This window comes from Methylophaga nitratireducenticrescens, from assembly GCF_000260985.4.
Taxonomy (GTDB): Bacteria; Pseudomonadota; Gammaproteobacteria; order Nitrosococcales; family Methylophagaceae; genus Methylophaga; species Methylophaga nitratireducenticrescens.
The window spans coordinates 301,512-319,281 of the sequence record NC_017857.3; the positions used below are offsets into that span (position 1 = coordinate 301,512).

21 protein-coding genes and 1 pseudogene are annotated in these 17,770 nt (G+C 43.2%); 6 read left to right on the plus strand and 16 right to left on the minus strand.

The features are described 5' to 3' along the window. Positions 1-2: 2 nt before the first annotated feature. The 3 genes from argS to Q7A_RS01355 form a co-directional block, all read right to left on the minus strand. Complete coding sequence (gene argS, locus Q7A_RS01345) at positions 3-1,766, minus strand: arginine--tRNA ligase (RefSeq protein ID WP_014705523.1); 1,764 nt, start codon at positions 1,764-1,766, stop codon at positions 3-5. A gap of 77 nt (positions 1,767-1,843) precedes the next feature. Next, positions 1,844-4,018: a primosomal protein N' gene (locus tag Q7A_RS01350; RefSeq protein ID WP_014705524.1), complete on the minus strand. Its 2,175-nt coding sequence runs from the start codon at positions 4,016-4,018 to the stop codon at positions 1,844-1,846. Between the two features lie 245 nt (positions 4,019-4,263). Beyond that, positions 4,264-5,880: a Na/Pi cotransporter family protein gene (locus Q7A_RS01355; RefSeq protein ID WP_104934270.1), complete on the minus strand. Its 1,617-nt coding sequence runs from the start codon at positions 5,878-5,880 to the stop codon at positions 4,264-4,266. 95 nt (positions 5,881-5,975) lie between these two features. Here Q7A_RS01355 and folA point away from each other — a divergent pair, with 95 nt between their 5' ends. After that, positions 5,976-6,461, plus strand: coding sequence for a type 3 dihydrofolate reductase (gene folA / locus Q7A_RS01360; protein WP_014705526.1), 486 nt, complete (start codon positions 5,976-5,978; stop codon positions 6,459-6,461). On the opposite strand, the gene Q7A_RS01365 is transcribed toward folA, so the two are convergent. After that, positions 6,458-6,694 (minus strand): TIGR02647 family protein, encoded by a 237-nt coding sequence (locus tag Q7A_RS01365; protein ID WP_014705527.1) that lies wholly within the window; start codon positions 6,692-6,694, stop codon positions 6,458-6,460. The genes folA and Q7A_RS01365 overlap by 4 nt on opposite strands. Positions 6,695-7,097: 403 nt before the next feature. Here Q7A_RS01365 and Q7A_RS01370 point away from each other — a divergent pair, with 403 nt between their 5' ends. Further along, positions 7,098-7,346: a hypothetical protein gene (locus Q7A_RS01370; RefSeq protein ID WP_014705528.1), complete on the plus strand. Its 249-nt coding sequence runs from the start codon at positions 7,098-7,100 to the stop codon at positions 7,344-7,346. A gap of 11 nt (positions 7,347-7,357) precedes the next feature. Next, entirely contained in the window at positions 7,358-7,702 is a 345-nt protein-coding gene (locus Q7A_RS01375) for a pentapeptide repeat-containing protein (RefSeq protein WP_014705529.1), read from the plus strand. A gap of 3 nt (positions 7,703-7,705) precedes the next feature. Here Q7A_RS01375 and tatC read toward each other — a convergent pair whose 3' ends face one another. Genes tatC through hisB form a run of 10 tightly spaced genes read right to left on the minus strand, consistent with a single transcriptional unit; the run spans position 7,706 to position 12,882 of the window. Continuing rightward, the gene (tatC, locus tag Q7A_RS01380) at positions 7,706-8,449 is read right to left on the minus strand and encodes a twin-arginine translocase subunit TatC (protein WP_014705530.1); all 744 of its coding nucleotides are present in this window, start codon (positions 8,447-8,449) and stop codon (positions 7,706-7,708) included. Further along, positions 8,439-8,759 carry a Sec-independent protein translocase protein TatB gene (gene tatB, locus Q7A_RS01385; RefSeq protein WP_014705531.1) on the minus strand — a complete coding sequence of 107 codons (321 nt, stop codon included), beginning with the start codon at positions 8,757-8,759 and terminating at the stop codon, positions 8,439-8,441. The genes tatC and tatB overlap by 11 nt, the downstream gene beginning before the upstream one ends. 5 nt (positions 8,760-8,764) lie before the next feature. After that, the gene (gene tatA / locus Q7A_RS01390; RefSeq protein WP_014705532.1) at positions 8,765-9,010 is read right to left on the minus strand and encodes a Sec-independent protein translocase subunit TatA; all 246 of its coding nucleotides are present in this window, start codon (positions 9,008-9,010) and stop codon (positions 8,765-8,767) included. A 9-nt stretch (positions 9,011-9,019) separates the two neighbouring features. After that, positions 9,020-9,358: a histidine triad nucleotide-binding protein gene (locus Q7A_RS01395; protein WP_014705533.1), complete on the minus strand. Its 339-nt coding sequence runs from the start codon at positions 9,356-9,358 to the stop codon at positions 9,020-9,022. Then, entirely contained in the window at positions 9,355-9,675 is a 321-nt protein-coding gene (locus tag Q7A_RS01400) for a phosphoribosyl-ATP diphosphatase (RefSeq protein WP_014705534.1), read from the minus strand. The genes Q7A_RS01395 and Q7A_RS01400 overlap by 4 nt, the downstream gene beginning before the upstream one ends. Then, positions 9,672-10,055 (minus strand): phosphoribosyl-AMP cyclohydrolase, encoded by a 384-nt coding sequence (hisI, locus tag Q7A_RS01405; protein ID WP_014705535.1) that lies wholly within the window; start codon positions 10,053-10,055, stop codon positions 9,672-9,674. Before hisI ends, Q7A_RS01400 begins: the two co-directional genes overlap by 4 nt. Further along, on the minus strand, positions 10,052-10,825 hold the full coding sequence (gene hisF / locus Q7A_RS01410) for an imidazole glycerol phosphate synthase subunit HisF (RefSeq protein WP_014705536.1): 774 nt from the start codon (positions 10,823-10,825) through the stop codon (positions 10,052-10,054). The genes hisI and hisF overlap by 4 nt, the downstream gene beginning before the upstream one ends. 5 nt (positions 10,826-10,830) lie before the next feature. Next, entirely contained in the window at positions 10,831-11,580 is a 750-nt protein-coding gene (hisA, locus tag Q7A_RS01415; protein ID WP_014705537.1) for a 1-(5-phosphoribosyl)-5-[(5-phosphoribosylamino)methylideneamino]imidazole-4-carboxamide isomerase, read from the minus strand. Between the two features lie 25 nt (positions 11,581-11,605). Continuing rightward, a complete protein-coding gene (gene hisH / locus Q7A_RS01420) occupies positions 11,606-12,241 on the minus strand; it encodes an imidazole glycerol phosphate synthase subunit HisH (protein ID WP_014705538.1) in 636 nt (211 codons plus the stop codon). Between the two features lie 47 nt (positions 12,242-12,288). Further along, positions 12,289-12,882, minus strand: coding sequence for an imidazoleglycerol-phosphate dehydratase HisB (gene hisB, locus Q7A_RS01425; RefSeq protein ID WP_014705539.1), 594 nt, complete (start codon positions 12,880-12,882; stop codon positions 12,289-12,291). A gap of 97 nt (positions 12,883-12,979) precedes the next feature. Here hisB and fnr point away from each other — a divergent pair, with 97 nt between their 5' ends. Both fnr and Q7A_RS01435 read left to right on the plus strand, forming a co-directional pair. Next, positions 12,980-13,729: a fumarate/nitrate reduction transcriptional regulator Fnr gene (fnr, locus tag Q7A_RS01430; RefSeq protein WP_014705540.1), complete on the plus strand. Its 750-nt coding sequence runs from the start codon at positions 12,980-12,982 to the stop codon at positions 13,727-13,729. 254 nt (positions 13,730-13,983) lie between these two features. Beyond that, a pseudogene (locus Q7A_RS01435) lies at positions 13,984-14,448 on the plus strand (OmpW/AlkL family protein). Positions 14,449-14,552: 104 nt separating this feature from the next. Here Q7A_RS01435 and murJ read toward each other — a convergent pair. Next, entirely contained in the window at positions 14,553-16,097 is a 1,545-nt protein-coding gene (gene murJ, locus Q7A_RS01440) for a murein biosynthesis integral membrane protein MurJ (RefSeq protein WP_014705543.1), read from the minus strand. Positions 16,098-16,149: 52 nt separating this feature from the next. Between murJ and Q7A_RS01445 the strand changes: the two genes are divergently transcribed. Beyond that, complete coding sequence (locus Q7A_RS01445) at positions 16,150-16,770, plus strand: hypothetical protein (RefSeq protein ID WP_014705544.1); 621 nt, start codon at positions 16,150-16,152, stop codon at positions 16,768-16,770. Here the strand turns inward: Q7A_RS01445 and Q7A_RS01450 are convergent. Next, on the minus strand, positions 16,767-17,678 hold the full coding sequence (locus Q7A_RS01450; RefSeq protein ID WP_014705545.1) for a hydrogen peroxide-inducible genes activator: 912 nt from the start codon (positions 17,676-17,678) through the stop codon (positions 16,767-16,769). The genes Q7A_RS01445 and Q7A_RS01450 overlap by 4 nt on opposite strands. Positions 17,679-17,770 lie beyond the last annotated feature (92 nt).

A 17,770-nucleotide genomic window follows, 5' to 3' on the forward strand; every position in this document is an offset into this window, starting at 1 on the left:
TCTTACATTGATTGTGGCGCTGAAACGCCCATTAACCCAAGACCATTGGCAATAACCTGCCTGACGGCGGTGATCAGCGTCAGCCGTGCCTGACTTAACTCAATATTATCTGTCATAAACTGGTGAGCATTGTAGTAGGTGTGAAAATCACGTGCCAAATCCATTAGGAAATGCGCCAATAAATGGGGGGTATGCGTTATAGCTGCCAGTTCCACTACTTCGGGATAACGTGACAACATGGTAAACAAAGCCTGTTCATGCTCTTCAGTCAATAAAGACAGATTCTGTAATCCTGTCTGTTCATCCCAGTTCAGCTGCCTTTCTGCCAGTTGACGGAAAACACTGCAGACACGTGCGTGAGCATATTGAACGTAATATACCGGATTATCATTACTTTGTGATTTTGCCAGTTCAAGATCAAAATCCATATGCTGGTCAGCACCGCGCATCACATAAAAGAAACGGGCAGCATCTTTACCGACTTCGTCACGTAGTTCGCGTAATGTGACAAACTCTCCGCTACGCGTCGACATACCGACTTTTTCTTTACCACGGTACAACACAGCAAACTGTACCAGTAAGACTTTCAGCTTGCTGACATCCTGATTCAGCCCTTCCATGGAGGCTTTAACCCGCGTAATGTATCCATGATGATCGGCGCCCCAGATATCAATAATCTGATCAAAGCCGCGATTGAATTTATTCAGGTGATAAGCAACATCAGAAGCGAAATAGGTTGCCTGACCATTGTCACGAACCACCACCCGGTCTTTTTCATCGCCAAAATCAGTGGATTTGAACCACCAGGCACCATCCTGCTGATAAAGCATATTGGCGTCTTTCAGTTGTTCAACAGCTTTATCAACCACACCGGATTCCACCAGTGAACGCTCAGAAAACCATTCATCGTATTCGGCACCAAACCCAGCCAAATCATTACGAATATCATCCAGAATGGCATTGAGGCCCAAATCAAACAGCTGACGATACACATCTGCACCGAGAAGATGTTTGGCCTGTTGTGTCAGCCCATCTATATGCAGCTCTTTATCACCACCTTGGGGTTCATCCGCCGGAACACCATCAAAAACCAGAGATACTGGATGTAACAATGCATTTCCATGCTGTTGTTTTAATGTTTCAGCAATATCTAAGACATATTCACCACGATAACCGTTACTTGGGAAAGTAAACTGCTCACCACATTTTTCCAGGTATCTCAGCCAGACGCTGGTGGCCAGAATATCCATCTGACGGCCGGCATCATTTACGTAATATTCACGGTGAACATCAAACCCTACGGCTTTTAACAAGCTGCTGACTACTGAACCATATGCTGCGCCACGTCCATGGCCTACATGCAGTGGTCCGGTTGGATTGGCCGAAACAAACTCCACCTGGACTTTCTGACCATTGCCGTAATTGCTCAGACCAAATTGACCGGCTTTTTTCAAGACATCTGCCACTACCTGCTGTCTTGAGCTAGCGGATAAGCTGAAATTAATAAACCCTGGACCGGCAATTTCTACTTTCTCGATCATTTCATGCTGTGGAAGCGCATCAACTATCAATGTCGCTATCTGCCGAGGATTCATTTTGGCAGGCTTGGCTAATACCATCGCAATATTACTGGCGAAATCACCATGACTGCGATCTTTGGTTCGCTCCAGCTGAACATCAGCCGATGAAACATCTGCAGGAAGGCTTTGTTGGGCAATCAACGAAGCTAAAGCACTTTCAATAAGTTCTTTTAATTGGTCTTTCAAGGTAATGAAGTCCGGATAACAGAATTGTGATGGCGCATTTTAACCGATCAGACTAGCGGATGACATCATCCAGCCGATTAGATTAATTCAGTAGGATCAATGTCAATCGACCAACGACCTTTTCGCGCCAGTTTAAGCTTGCTGACAGCTTCGATATGCTGATCGATTAATTGATGCAACGACGCACGATCTGCGGATCGCATCAGCAATTGTGCCCGATATCGACCGGCACGTTTTTCCATTAACGCTGGAACCGGTCCTAAAATCATTACCGGTGATGCAGTTTGTTGCAATAATTCGGCAACCTGTTGTAATAATTGCATAGCCAAATCGGCTTCTTGTGCCTCAGCGCGCCAGACTGCCCAGAAACCATGGGGTGGCAGCTCCATCTGAATTCGCTCTTTTAATAAATTTTCAGCGATAGCTTCATAACCATCCTGCAGTAAATTTTTCCAGAAAGGGTGCTCCGGTTGTTCGCTTTGTATCAACACTTCACCCGACTTTTTGCCACGTCCAGCCCGACCAGTCACCTGAGTAATTAACTGTGCCAGTCCCTCAGTGGCTCGAAAGTCAGCACTGAATAACGCCTGATCAGCATCCACAACACCGACCAGTGTCACATCATGAAAATCATGCCCTTTGGCCAGCATCTGCGTACCCACCAGAATAGCCGCCTGACCCTGATTAATCTGTTTGACCATATTGGTAAAGGCATTGACCCGTTGGGTACTATCTCGATCAATCCGTAAAACCGGTATATCGTTAAAAATGGCTGTCAGAGCCTGCTCAATTTTTTCTGTTCCGACGCCATAACTTTTAAGTTCGGAATGACCACATTCTGGACATTTTTTCGGCAATGTCTGGATCAAACCACAATGATGACAAAACAATCTGTTTTGATGTTGATGAACCACCATTTTGGCATCACAACTTCGGCAATTGGCCTGCCAGTTGCATTCATGACACATCAAAACCGGTGCGAATCCACGACGATTTATAAATAATAAAACCTGGTGATTTTGCTGCAGATGTTTTTTAATCGAGTTAATTAACACTGAGCTTAAGCCATTGTTATCTGCCGTTTTATTGGCAGCAATAAGCTTAACGTTGGGTAGTGTCGCTCCACCAGCACGTTTAGTTAACTTAAGTAATTGATAACGCTTTAATTTTACTTGGTAAAGAGTTTCCAGAGAAGGGGTTGCACTGCCCAGCACAATGGGAATATTCAAGGTTTTAGCCCGCATTAATGCCACATTTCTGGCGTGATAACGCAGTCCATCCTGTTGTTTATAGGAACTGTCATGTTCTTCATCGATGATCATCAGTCCCGGATTGAGCATGGGCGTAAAAACTGCAGAGCGGGTACCGATAATAATGTCGGCCTTACCCGATCTGGCCAATAACCAGGCCTGTTTACGATCAGCATCTGAGACCGATGAGTTTATAACAACGATGTTGGCCGCAAGGGAATGACGGAAACGCTCAACAAACTGTGTGGTTAATCCAATCTCTGGAATTAACACTAAAACCTGTTGCTGGTTTTCGACAAACTCACGACATATTTCAATATAAACCTCTGTTTTGCCACTCCCGGTGATACCGTGCAACAAAAAAGATGAAAACTGTCCTTTTTCCGCAAGAACTTTTTCAATAGACTGTTTTTGCTCATTATTTAATGAAACAGTTTGTTGCAACTCAAGACAGGGGACCGGTAATGCAACGTGTTCTCTGGCAGTAATTACGTTTTGTTGTGCCAAAGTAGTCAAACTGCTTTTCACGTTGCCAAATTGGACTCGTAATGCTTTTTCACTGAGTCCTTCCGGATAGTCTTCCAGTAAATCCAGAATCTGTTGTTGTTTTTTACCGGGTTTATTTACCGGTATCTGTTGCAAGGCCCAATAGGTTTCGGTTTGCATTTCATCACTATCGCCCAGACGGAGTTTCTTGGGTAATGCCGCCTGAAAGCATTCGCCAATAGGATGATGATAATAACGACTTACCCACTGTACCAGCTGCATGATTTCAACTGGTAAAAAACTTTGTTTATCAATTTGCTGTTCGATTTTTTTGAGTTTATCGGTAGAAATCTCGCTGACAGGTTTGATGGCAATGACGATTCCTATCAGCTGTCTGCTGCCAAATGGAATGACAGCACGCATACCAGGTTGCCAGTGTTCAACTGGTTCATCGCTCAGATAATCAAACGTCTGGCGCAAGGGGCAAGCTAAGGCAATTTCGACAATGCAACTCATTAAACAATACTAATTAAATAAAAGAGATCTTTTAATGATGTTAATGCTTTAGTCCTGTGGATAGCTGTATTAATCCTGAAAAGCCTTTTTATTCATTACGTTAAAGAATGATCTAATTGTGTATAAGTTTATCGTTGCGGGATCGATCTCTTGTGGATAACTTAACGACTTATCCACAGGTAATCTTATCCACAGCTTATGCCATGTTTTATAAGCAAAGCATACCGTAGTTGTTAAGTCCTTTTTTACGGTTTATCTATCGGATGATCGAGTTGGCTGTTGGAAAAAAACAGACTGGCTTTTACGGCTTGCTGGCAAATTCTTCGTAATTGAGATATGGCTTGTAATTCTTTTTCCATGCGGGCGATTGAAAGTCTTCCCTCAGCACCTCGACGCAATAACAAAGACTTTAAGGAAAGATAGGTTTTTTCCAGGCTGTCGAGCTGGTTTTTTAAGAATGGATTGAGCTTATCTAAAGCAGAAATATCAATCAGCAATAAACAATCCACATTAAAATTGGTGAGCTGTTGCTGCAGTTGGGCCTCAATCGGATGACTAGATAAAGCACGATTTTCAGCGATAGCAACGGTTAAGGCAGAAATTGCATCACAGTACTGCGAAACGCGTAATAAATCGGCCGTTTTTTCAGCAATTTGTTCATTGATGTGTTGTTGATAAAGTTTGTGACTGAAGTTGCCAATTTTTAAAATATTTTGCTCGGTAAAAGCGTGTTGCTGTTTTAACCAGCTGATGGAACGGTTTTTATGGATACAGTGAGTTACCATTTTTAGAACATGTTTATTCAGTCTAATTAATTCAAGACGAATGGAGGTGATTGCCAGATTGGGTATCTTTAATGTGGTGTTATCGAGATATTTGGTTTCGGCAATATTTTCATCCGTTGCTGAAAATTTCGTTTTCAACCCGTTTTCCAGGGGATCGGCCAGCTTCCAGATAAGTGCTACGCCTAATAAATTAAACACGGTGTGGAATAAAACCAGAGTAGTGGTGAATTGGACATCCTCAACCACTAATTGCTGAAACCAATGGATAATCCAGATTAACGGCACCAGCAAAATAAGACTGACGATAGCTGTTAGCAGATTAAAAAGAACATGACTGGCGACAATACGTTTAGCGACCGGCTGACTGCCGATAACGGCGAATATAGCTGTCGTCGTTGAGCCGAGATTACTGCCAATCACAATTGCAGCGGCAGGTAATAAATCGATGATTCCGCCAGCGAGCGAAGTCAATGCAAGAGTTAAAGTAAGGCTGGAAGATTGCAGTAAAGTGGTCAGAATTAAACCCGCCAACGCAAACATCACAATATCAATGGCCAATAATCCGCTGGAGAAATGCAGATCAAATAAACTGTCAGCTCCTGAGAAGGTTGTTTTTAAGGCCGCTATACCCATAAACAGCAGGCCAAAACCGGTTAGTGCCAATCCGATATTCGCATAGGCTCGATTACTGTTTAATAAGCGCATCGCCATGCCTATTCCAATTAGCGGTAAGGCAAAATGTTCAATATTCAGGTTGAAACCGATCAGCACAACCAGCCATCCGGTGACCGTCGTACCAACATTGCTGCCAAATACAATCCACATAGCTCTACGCAGGCTGAGAATACCGGCATTGGCAAACCCAATCGTGGCCAAAGTAACTGCACCTGAATGTTGAATAATCGCGGTGAGCAGAAAACCCGCACTTAAGCCACGCAGACGGCTGTTAGTCCAGTTTTTAAGGATTTGATTGAGCCTTTCCCCGGCAATTTGTTTAAGGCCGTCAGACATCAACCACATCCCCAGCATAAACAAACCCAAGCCACCTATCAGCGATCCCAACATATTCAACATCATTTACCCGATTTATTGATTTTCATAGTTGAATTGATAATACCGGATAAAAAATCAGCAATGCTATGCTATGCCAAAGTTATTGAATGAGGTGACCGATGAGAACGGCGTTTGTAGTAGCAATGGATGAAAATGGATTAATTGGGCGGGATAACGATCTCCCCTGGCGACTCTCTGCTGATCTGCAATACTTTCGCCGTATCACCATGGGTAAACCCATTTTAATGGGACGCCATACTCATGAATCTATTGGCCGTCCTCTTCCAGGACGGCAAAATATCGTGGTGAGCTCTCTGCCGGAATATCAGGCGCCAGGCTGTGATGTTGTTCACTCCATCGAGGATGGGTTAAACGCAGCTGGGGATGCTGAAGAGTTGATGGTTATAGGCGGCTCATCGCTATTTAAGCAAATGTTTGATGCCGCCGATATACTTTACCTGACTCGGGTGCATGCCGAACTTGAAGGAGATACATGGTTTCCAGCGTGGGATGAAAGTCAATGGCAATTACTCAGCCAGGAATCCCACCCGGCCGATGAGAAAAATGACTATACCTACAGCTTCGAGGTTTATCAGCGGGTTTAATTCGCTGGCGACATCAGCTGTAAAGCAGTATGCAAATGTTCAGAAGCTTCATGGCCGAGATCGGTAAGATAACCGCCATCAGGTTGGCTTATCAGGCCATTATCGAATAATTTCTGTGCTGCTTCCACCAGACCTTCACGAGCGGTTGAATGGTGAATTTTAATTCCTTGCAAAGTATTACTGGGATCAAATTGTAATAATACTTCGAGCTGATCAATTTTCATTTGCTGCATATACAACTCCATTTTTATTTATCTCAGTTTACTCCTAAAGTACTTAAGAGTGTAATGTGAACAAATGGACTTGCGTAGTAGTAAATATTTTTGAGTAAGATCCCGATTGGGGGCGAGATACGTGTATATGGTTAATGATGCTGACTCGACCAATACTCTTTTAATCACAAATTAAGACCTAAATGAAAGAATAAGAAACCCAAAAAATATAAAGGCTTTTCCTGCGCGCAACTATTGTTCCTCTATAGCATGCAGATACAACGGGAGCAAAAAAAACGGAAAAACAAAAGTAGCAGAGATTACTGAGTTTTGAGAGAAAATCATGGTTTTTCAAATGCCTGCGTTTACAATGGCTCAGTAAGAAGAGTAATCTGTAGGTGTTATTTTATTTAGGAGCAGAAAGATGGAAATTCCAGGTATTGCCCCTTTTAGTGGTCAACCAACATTGACTAACCCTCTGTCTACAGAAAATCAGTTGATAGGACGACAGTCTCCTACCCAGCAAAATAGTGAAACAGCCTCAACAACAGTTGTTCAGGAACAGGAATCCACCAGCTTGCAAACGACCGCAGTGGTAAATGAAGTTGCTCAAAATGAAGCTGGAGGTTTTGACCCTGAAAATCCTGGCGGCACAATTGATATCACCGTATAAGGCACGAGAATATGGTTAAACCTAAAATCACTCAAGAACTTCTTTACCAATTATTGCGAGATGGAAAAATTGAAGAATTCAATCACCGCATTGCAAAGGGTGAATCTGTTGACTTAACCAGTTGTGATTTTCGCCATCTTAATCTTCAGGGATTGATTGCCAACGGTCTTGATTTTAGTAACAGTTACTTCCGTCAGGCTGATTTGCGTGGAATCGACTTTAGTCAAAGTGTCAGTCTACAAGGGGCAAGTATTCATGGGGCAAAAATTTCTGGGGTCTATTTTCCGGAACAATTAACCGCTGAAGAAATTAGCCTGTCTTTATTGCATGGAACCCGAATGCGTTATAACAATTAACGGCTAGGAGGTGGTTTCGGAAGAGCCTTTCATCTTAGGTAAAAATCGTGATACTTGCAGACCCAATTCAAACAACAACCAAACAGGGACAGCCAGAAGTGTCTGGGAAATTACATCAGGTGGTGTAAGTAACATTCCAATCACAAATGCCCCCACAATAACATAAGGCCTTTTCTCAGTAAGGCTTTGTCGAGTGGAAACACCACTCCAGATTAACAGTAAGGTTGCGATAGGCACTTCAAAGGCCAGTCCGAAAGCAAAAAATAATTTCAGGACAAAATCAAGATAACTGCTGATATCCGTCATCACAGCCACACCCTCTGGCGCAGCTTGTGTTAAAAATCCAAAAACAAGAGGAAAAACAACGTAGTAAGCGAATATTATACCGAGAACAAACAGCACTGTACTGGCAAACATTAAGGGAAAAACGATACGCTTTTCATGTTTATACAAGCCTGGAGCAATAAACGCCCACAACTGATAGAGTAATACTGGCATCGCCAGCATAATAGCGGCGGTCAATGTTAGCTTAAATGGAGTCAGGAAAGGTGAAGCCACTTCAGTGGCAATCATTGAGCTGGTCTCTGGTAAATGCTCCATTAAAGGTGCCGATAAAATAAGATATAACTCATTTGCAAATGGTAATAGGCATACAGCAATAATCAATACCGCAAGGATTCCTCGTAGTAACCTATCCCGAAGCTCAACCAGATGGGAAATTAGTGGTTGTTGTTCACTATTTTCCATCTTCAGCCTGCTTTTTATCTACAGAAGTAGTATTAGTTGTATTTGAAAGATTCGGTTTAGTTTTTGCCGGAGCATCAATATCAATGACTTCATTAAGATCGGGTAAATCATCCGGTTTTTTGAAAGCTTGTTTGATTTCTTCGGCACGTAATTCTTTGGCGATATCGTTTTTGACCGATTGAAGTGAGGCGTTGGCACGGCCAATCCATAAACCGCAGACACGAACAACTTTAGGGAGCTTTTCCGGCCCCACAACAATCAATGCAACGACAGCAATTAATAATAATTCCCAAAACCCAATATCAAACACGGTGATTATCGTTTAGTTGAGCCGTGTTCTTCGTGCTGCTGCTTTTGTTGGCTTTCACTATTGTCGTCATGTTTAAGATTGCTGGCATCATTTTTTTGTTCCTCTTCGCCGTCACGGACTGAGGATTTGAAGCTGCGAATAGCACTGCCCAGATCACCGCCAAGAGAACGGAGCTTTTTAGTGCCGAAAAGCAAAATGACGATGACCAAGACGATCAATAATTGCCATACACTGATTCCACCAAATCCCATGCTGTACTCCTAATGAAAGCCAGGCAGATTCTTTCCACCTAACAAATGAATATGTAAATGATCGACTTCCTGACCACCACCTGGTCCGGTATTTATGATTGTGCGAAACCCTGTCTTTAGGCTTTGAGACTGGGCCAGTTCAGGAAGTTTAAGAAACATATGTGCAATTAACTCCTGATGACTCTGATCAAGATGATCCAGCCTGGCAATATGTTGTTTTGGAATCACTAACAGGTGCACGGCGGCTTTGGGATTAATATCGTTGAACACAAAGATCAGATCATCTTCAAAAACTTTCGCGGATGGAATCTCACCGGCAATAATTTTGCAGAAAATACAATCAGTCATTTTTTGCTCCTGCTGGCTTTTTCTTCGAGGCCTGATAAGCCAAATCGACGATCCAGCTCATGTAAAACGGCCTCAACATCAATATCATTATGCGCCAGTAATACCATTGAATGAAACCAAAGATCGGCTGTTTCGTAGATAATTTGCTGTTTGTCGCCAGCTTTTCCTGCAATGACGGTTTCTGTGGCCTCTTCACCCAGTTTTTTCAAAATCTTATCTGTACCAGCAGCATACAGGCTGGCTACATATGAGCTGTCAGCATCTGCATATTTGCGATCATTTAGCACCGCCATCAGTCTCAGCAAGGTATCACTCATCGATATATCTCATTTGGATCTTTCAGCACTGGTTCGGTGGCTTGCCATTCGCCATCGTGCAGTTCCAGAAAAAAACAATGATGCCGACCAGTATGACAGGCGATGCCACCTATCTGTTCAACTTCAAGCAAAATGGCATCCTGATCACAGTCCATACGTATAGACTTGATGATTTGCTGATGGCCGGATTGTTCACCTTTATGCCACAGTTTTTGCCGGGATCGTGACCAATAAACAGCGTGGCCGTTTTCGGCAGTTAGCTGCAATGACTCACGGTTCATCCACGCTAAAGTAAGTACTTGCTTAGTCGAAAACTCTTGTGTGATAACGGGAAGCAATCCATCGTTTCCCCAGTTGACCTGCTCCAGCCATGCCGTCATAAACGTACCTCAATACCTTGTTCTGCCATTTGCTGTTTGGCTTCGCCCACCGTATGTTCACCGAAATGGAAGATGCTGGCGGCCAGTACCGCATCGGCATGACCTAATTTGATGCCATCAGTCAGATCCTGCAATTTACCCACACCACCTGAGGCAATCACCGGCACCACAACCGCATCACTGACGGCTCGGGTTAGCTCTAAATCAAAACCGGATTTGGTGCCATCACGATCCATACTGGTTAGTAAAATCTCACCAGCACCCAGCAGTACCATTCTTTTTGCCCATTCAACAGCATCTATACCGGTGGGATGACGACCGCCGTGGGTAAAAATTTCCCATCTTGGTGTCTGCCCCTCTGCAGAAACACGTTTGGCATCAATAGCGACCACGATACATTGTGAACCAAATTTTTCGGCAGCTTCACGAACAAAATCCGGGTTTTTAACGGCTGCAGAGTTAATACCAACTTTATCTGCGCCGGCATTCAGCATGCGGCGAATATCCGCTACAGTTCTAATACCACCTCCAACAGTGAGAGGAATAAACACCTGGCTGGCAACCGCTTTGACAACATCTTCCATTGTGTCACGGTTGTGATGTGTGGCGGTGATATCCAGAAAGGTCAGTTCATCAGCACCTTGTTCATCATAACGTTTAGCAATTTCAACCGGATCACCGGCATCACGAATGTCGACAAACTGCACGCCTTTTACTACACGACCAGCGTCGACATCCAGGCAGGGAATAATGCGTTTTGCCAGAGCCATATTAGTTAGAATTGCAGCGGTGGATTTAAACGATCAGCCAATGCCTGACCTTCTGCCAAGTCAATGGTGCCCTCGTAGATAGCACGACCAATAATGGCTCCCATTACACCTTCAGATTCGTAGTGACAAAGTGCTTTGATATCATCGTAGTTGGTGACACCACCGGAAGCAATTACTGGAATATTAATGGCACGGGCCAAATCGCGAGTGGATTGTAAATTTACTCCCTGCATCATGCCATCACGACTGATGTCAGTGTAAATAATGGCTTCTACCCCATCCTGTTCAAATTGCTGAGCAATATCGATTACGTCGTGATTGGACAATTTTGACCAGCCATCGATGGCAACCTTGCCATCTTTGGCATCCAGACCGACGATAATATGTCCTGGAAATTCGGCGCAGACATCACCGACAAAATGCGGTGCATTAATGGCTTTCGTGCCGATAATGACATAACGTACACCCGCATCAAGATAAGTTTGAATAGTGTCTTCGTCGCGAATCCCTCCTCCGACTTGCACGTCAAGATCTGGAAAAGCAGCACAAATTCGGTGAATAACTTCAGCGTTAACCGGGTTACCCGCAAAAGCACCGTCCAGATCCACCATATGCAAACGCTTGGCACCTGCTTCAACCCATCTGGTCGCCACTGCCAGCGGATCTTCTGAAAATACGGTGTTATCTTCCATGCGTCCCTGACGCAATCGAACGCAGTGACCCTCTTTAAGATCAATGGCAGGGATTAATAACATAACACTATCTCCATCAAACAAAATGTCAGGACTGACCGTCCCAGTTGATAAAATTTTTCAATAACTGCAAGCCAGCATGCTGACTTTTCTCGGGGTGAAACTGAACGGCAAACAGATTTTCCTGGCTCAGTGCGGCAGCGAATGGTAATGCATAGTGACAGCGACCAGATATTTTGCTTTCATCAGCAGGTTTCACATAAAAACTGTGTACAAAATAAAAACGACTATTTTGTGGGATATCCTGCCATAAAGGATGTGTAATGGTCTGTTCAACTTCGTTCCAGCCCATATGTGGCACTTTTAGCCCTTGCTCAAACGCATTGTCAAAATACAAAACGTCACCATTAATAATGCCCAAGCCATCAGACCCTTGATTTTCCTGACTATGCGTTAATAACGCCTGCATGCCTAGACAAATCCCCAAAAAAGGTTTTTGTGTGGCCATCTCGCTAATGAGTTTATCAAGTTCAAGCTTTTTGAGTTCTTCCATGCAGTCCCGAATGGCGCCGACGCCCGGAAAAACAATATGGTCTGATTCACGGATAGTAAAAGGATCAGCGGTAATAAATATTTGAGTGTCATTATCAGCCACGGCTTCCAAAGCTTTGGAGACAGAGCGTAAATTACCCATGCCGTAATCAATAACTGCAACGCGACGCATAAAACAAAGACCCGAACTAGAAAAAGAGAGTTAAAACCGTTAAACGATTATAGAGCACCTTTGGTCGACGGCAATTGTTGCAAGGCGCGCTCATCCAAGGTAACAGCCATTCGTAAGGCACGTCCAAAAGCCTTAAAAATAGTTTCGGCAATATGGTGTGCATTACGACCTTTGAGGTTGTCGATATGTAATGTGATACCGGCATGGTTGACCAATCCCTGGAAAAACTCATAAAACAAATCCACATCAAATTCACCGATTTTGTCGCGGGTGAACGTAACATCAAATTCAAAACCGGGTCTGCCAGACAAATCCATAACAACACGGGATAATGCCTCATCCAGCGGAACATAAGAATGCCCATAACGGACAACACCTTTTTTGTCTCCCAAGGCCTGCTTTAAAGCCTGACCAATCGTAATACCGACATCTTCAACTGTGTGGTGTGCATCAATATGCAAATCACCTTTGGCCTTGATTTGCAAATCAAATAAACCGTGACGGGCAATTTGTTCCATCATGTGATCGAGAAAGGGCACGCCGGTTTCAGATTCAAACTGACCATTTCCATCCAGATTAATAGAAACTTCAATTTGGGTTTCGAGCGTGTTACGCGCAACAGTGGCGCTACGAGCGATCATTTGCTTTCCTGAAAACTGAAATAAAAACGAATAATAACTGTTTCAGTGCCGGGTTTGAAGCGTTATCATGGTCTGTGATTATTTATATGGAAAAAAAATGACACAAGTTCGCATGATCTCTCCACTTTTTGACGATTTGGCGAAGGTTGAACATCATCATCAACTTGCTTGCCAGTCATGTGCTTTATACCGGCTATGTCTACCGTTGGGGCTGCATCGAGATGACTTATCCAAGATCGATCAAATCATCAAACGCAGTTCAGGTTACAAACGTCACCAAATTCTTTTTGAGCCATCATCGACATTCAAAACACTTTTTGTTGTTCGCTCAGGCTCGTTCAAGACAACCATTTCAGCGGCAGATGGCCGCGAGCAGGTCACCAGCTTTTATTTTCCGGGTGAATTTATTGGTATGGATGCTATTTATCAGCAACGTTATTTATCAACCGCTTGCGCTCTTGAAGCCAGTAGTGTTTGTGAACTCCCTTATGAGCATCTGCAGGGCTTAAGTGCCACTATTCCGGAATTACAAAATCAATTAATGACCCGTTTGAGTAAAGAATTATCTTCAGATAAAAACTTGTTATTGTCTTTGGGGAAAAAAAATGCCCAGGAAAAGCTGATTAGTTTTGTGTTGTCACTGTCCCAACGTTTCAGTGAGCGAGGTTTCTCAGCGAGGTCTTTTCAATTAACCATGTCTCGCGGTGATATCGCCAATCATCTGGGATTAGCCATTGAAACGGTCAGTCGTTTATTTTCACAATTACAAGAGCAACAGTTGCTGATAATTCAGGGTAAAGAACTCACTATTCTGGATTTGCCGACATTAAAACAACGTTGCGGATAAACAACCTTAACCACAACGGGAAATCATTGATTTAGATCAATGCCAAAAAGGGGACGCTTCGTATGATCTGAAGTGGTTTAACACTTTTGATTATTCTTTGGAAAAGTCCTATGAAAAAAAATTCCTTGATGTCTTCAGTCATGCTGGCTGCTAGCTTGGTTAGTCCACTATCTACAGTTATGGCTTGTGAAGCAGGTGACTAGCTAATTCGGGGGCGTGTTATTAATGTTAATCCAAATGACAGTAGTAGTAGGTTGTCAATTCATGGTGAGGGTCAAGGCACTAAAGTAAAAGTTTTCAATGATACTGTTTCTGAATTGGATATTACCTATATGCTCAACCGTAATTGGCGGGTGGAGTTGATTTTAGGCACTATTCCAAGTGAAAAAAACGTGGTCAGCCCTGGGAGATGTCACAGAAACCAAAGTGTTGCCACCTACTCGAACGTTGCAATATCACTTTTTGCCTGAAACCTCTATTCGTCCGTATATCGAGCTGGGGTGAACTACACTTACTTTTTTGATGAAAAAATTCCGAGTAGTTCTCAACTGAGTAAAGCGGGCGATGAAGTAAAGCTGGATAGCTATTGGGGATGGGCAGCTCAAGTCGGCGTTGATATTGCGATGAACCAGCATTGGTTTTCAATATGGATGTCAAATAGCTGGATATTGATACGACGGCCAGTTTTAAAAAACGTCCGTTGGCGATGCCAAAATTGATGTTGATATTGACCCCTTTGTGTATGGTCTCGGTATTGGGTGCCGTTTTTAAGTTCCGCTCTCAGCCACAAACCTTGCCTGAAAGCCTTCTTCAAGAGGGTTTTTTATTCATGGCTTTGTGGAGAAAGGAGCGATTTTAGTTTTACGCCACATAAAGTCAAAACGGCAAAATAAACCATCGCAGAAGAGGTAATCAGCCCCATTAATATGCTGAATCTATACCAGCCACTCCACGCTACCCAATCACTATTAATGGGTGTTAGCCATAGCAAAAATACCACTAAAACACTATTAGCAAGGAGCATCCGGATAAAAAATAAGCTCCAGCCAGAGATAGGTTGATAGACCGCTTTTTTCCGAAGAGTGTAATACAGTAAACCAGCATTTAGCATCGCGGATAATGCTGTGGCTAAAGCCAGTCCGACATGTGCCAGATACTGCATCAAAATAATATTCAATCCCATATTGCTGATCATCGCAATAATGCCAATTTTGACGGGTGTTTTTGTGTCCTGACGCGCATAAAAGCCTGGGGCAAGTACTTTTATAAAGATAAACGGCAATAATCCCAAACCGTAAGCTCTTAAGCTTAACGATGCCTGATGGGCATCATAAGGTGTGAACTCACCATATTGAAATAAGGTAAGCAGCAATGGCTCAGCAAGAATAATTAAGCCTAATGCTGCTGGAGCGCCGATTAGAAACACCCAGCGTAATGCCCAGTCAATGGTCTGTGAAAATTCTTGCATTGAGGCAGTAGCATGTTTGCGGGAAAGGTTAGGCAAAATAACAGTCGCCAGCGCTATTCCCAATATTCCCAGTGGAAACTCCACCAGACGATCAGAATAATATAGCCAGGAAATACTGCCAGTGATGAGAAATGACGCCAGTAATGTGTCCAACAATAAATTGATTTGTGAAACGGAGACACCAAACATGGCCGGTATCATCAGTCGCAGAATTTTTTGGACTCCCTCATCTTTCCAGCCCCAACGCGGTTTTGGCAAACTCCCTATTTTCATCAAAAAAGGCATTTGAAACAGGAGTTGCACCACCCCACCGATAAATACCCCCCAGGCAAGTGCTTTTACCGGTTCTTCTAGATGTGGTGCCAGCCATAATGCACAGGCAATCATCGAAATGTTGAGAAAAACAGGTGTAAATGCCGGCACGGCAAACTTACCAAAACTGTTTAGAATGGAGCTGGCCAGTGCGGTAAGTGAAACGAACAGAATATATGGAAAAGTGATCCTTAACAGTTCTCTGGCAAGTTGTAATTTTTCAGGCTGATCACTAAAGCCGGGAGCAAAAAGCAGAATAATTACTGGTGCTGCAATTACCCCTATCAGGGTAATAAAAAATAAGACGCTTGCAAGTGTGCCGCTGGTTGCCGCAATAAGTTGTTTCAAATCCTGATCACCGCGTTCGCGATACTCAGCGAGAACGGGAATAAACGCTTGTGAAAAAGCTCCCTCTGCAAACAGGCGACGGAGAAAGTTCGGAATCTTAAAAGCAACAAAAAATACGTCCGCCCCCATCCCGGCACCTAGAAATCTGGCAATGACAATATCTCGAACAAATCCTAAAATGCGGGATAAAAAGGTCATTAAGCTGACAACCAGAGTAGACTTAAGCAATTTTTCTTTCATGGGCTCTTAATTAGTAGTGAGAAAATTGTCAGCGTGTCACGGAGAATAAACGATGCAGAATATGTTCAAAAATGTCCATTCTAAGCGTTTTTTACTGACATATCTTGGCTTAGTAGTTTTTTTGTTGTTGCTTTTTTTAACACTCAACCAGCAACAGCCAGTGGACATCCCAAAAACAGACCGGTCTATGGTGACGGTTTTTGATCCAACCGTGGAAGTGCCTCAGTTTCTTGCCTATTCAACGGATAATACGGTGTTTACCAATGATGCGCTGACAGGTAAGTGGAGTTTTGTTTTTATTCCTTCAGCAGACTGTCTTGATTGTGATGCGGTTTTCAGAGTACTAAGAAATCTAAAAGATGGGCTGGCAGACCGTTCAGTTCAACTGGTAGTGAGCACTACAGATCTTCAATCAGATAAGCTCTTGGGGCTAAGTCAATTGCAAAATCTTGATGCCCGGATTATCACCCCTTCAGGCTCTTTGAAGGAACAGGAAGAGTGGACTGCGTTTTTCACAACAAGCAGTAGTTTTTCCTATCAAGATCTGAACCATACCGTTTTTTTAATCAATCCAAAAGCAATGCTTGTAGCAGGGTTTCAAGCCCCATTTACTTCAGTTTTCATAAGACAAAGTTTTATTCAGCTACGCTCTCAATATGCTCTGAAGCATTAAATTACCGCTTCTTCCATTGCTGCAGTAAAACTTATTACCAACTCTTCAAGCGTACTGGTTCGGCGGAAACTTGGCCGCCACACCAGTCCAATTTCACGATTAGCCAAACTGTTTTGTTTTAATGGACGTAAACATATATCTGCATGGCGCACCATATCTGAGTTTATTGCCATCTGTGGAATCAGGGTAATACCCAACCCACTAGCGACCATTTCGATCAACGTATATAAACTAGTTGCTTGTACACTACGTCGTTGTGCTGAGGCTGGTAATTGACAGGCACTGATGGCATGTTCGCGCATACAATGCCCTTCCGCCAAAAGTAATAACTCTGTTATTGGAAGTTGATGTGGTTGTAATGATGTGTATTTACTTAAAGCGTGTTGTTTTGGCAGTGCTACCCAAAAAGGTTCCTGAGAGATTACACGAAAGTTTAAATTTCGGGTATTGAATGGAAAAGCCATTATCGCTATATCGATACTGCCCTTTTCTACCTGCTCTAATAACCTTTCGGATTGATCTTCTAAGAGTAGTACTTCCAATTCAGGTAAATGTTTTCGAATGCGCGGAAGTACTCGAGGTAACAGAAATGGACTTATTGTTGGTATTACACCAATTCGTATCCGACCAGCCAAAGGATTTTTTTCAGCTTGTGCCAAGTCGACTAGATCATCACTCAACGACAGAATTTGCCTGGCTCTTTCTGCTATTTCTTCTCCTATTGGCGTTGTCAGTACTTTTCGATTAGTGCGCTCTAATAAACCAATCTCCAGCAGGTCTTCCAAATCCTGGATACCTGCACTAAGGGTTGATTGTGTTACGTGACACTTTTCTGCCGCACGTCCAAAGTGTTTTTCATCAATTACTGCGGTCAGATATTGGAGCTGCCGTAAGGTCGGAAGTCTCATAATCGGTCTATCCACTTATTAGTCTTATAATGATTTGTTTTGTGTAATTTAACATATAACGAATAGTAAATCGTAAACCAACAAAAAAGACG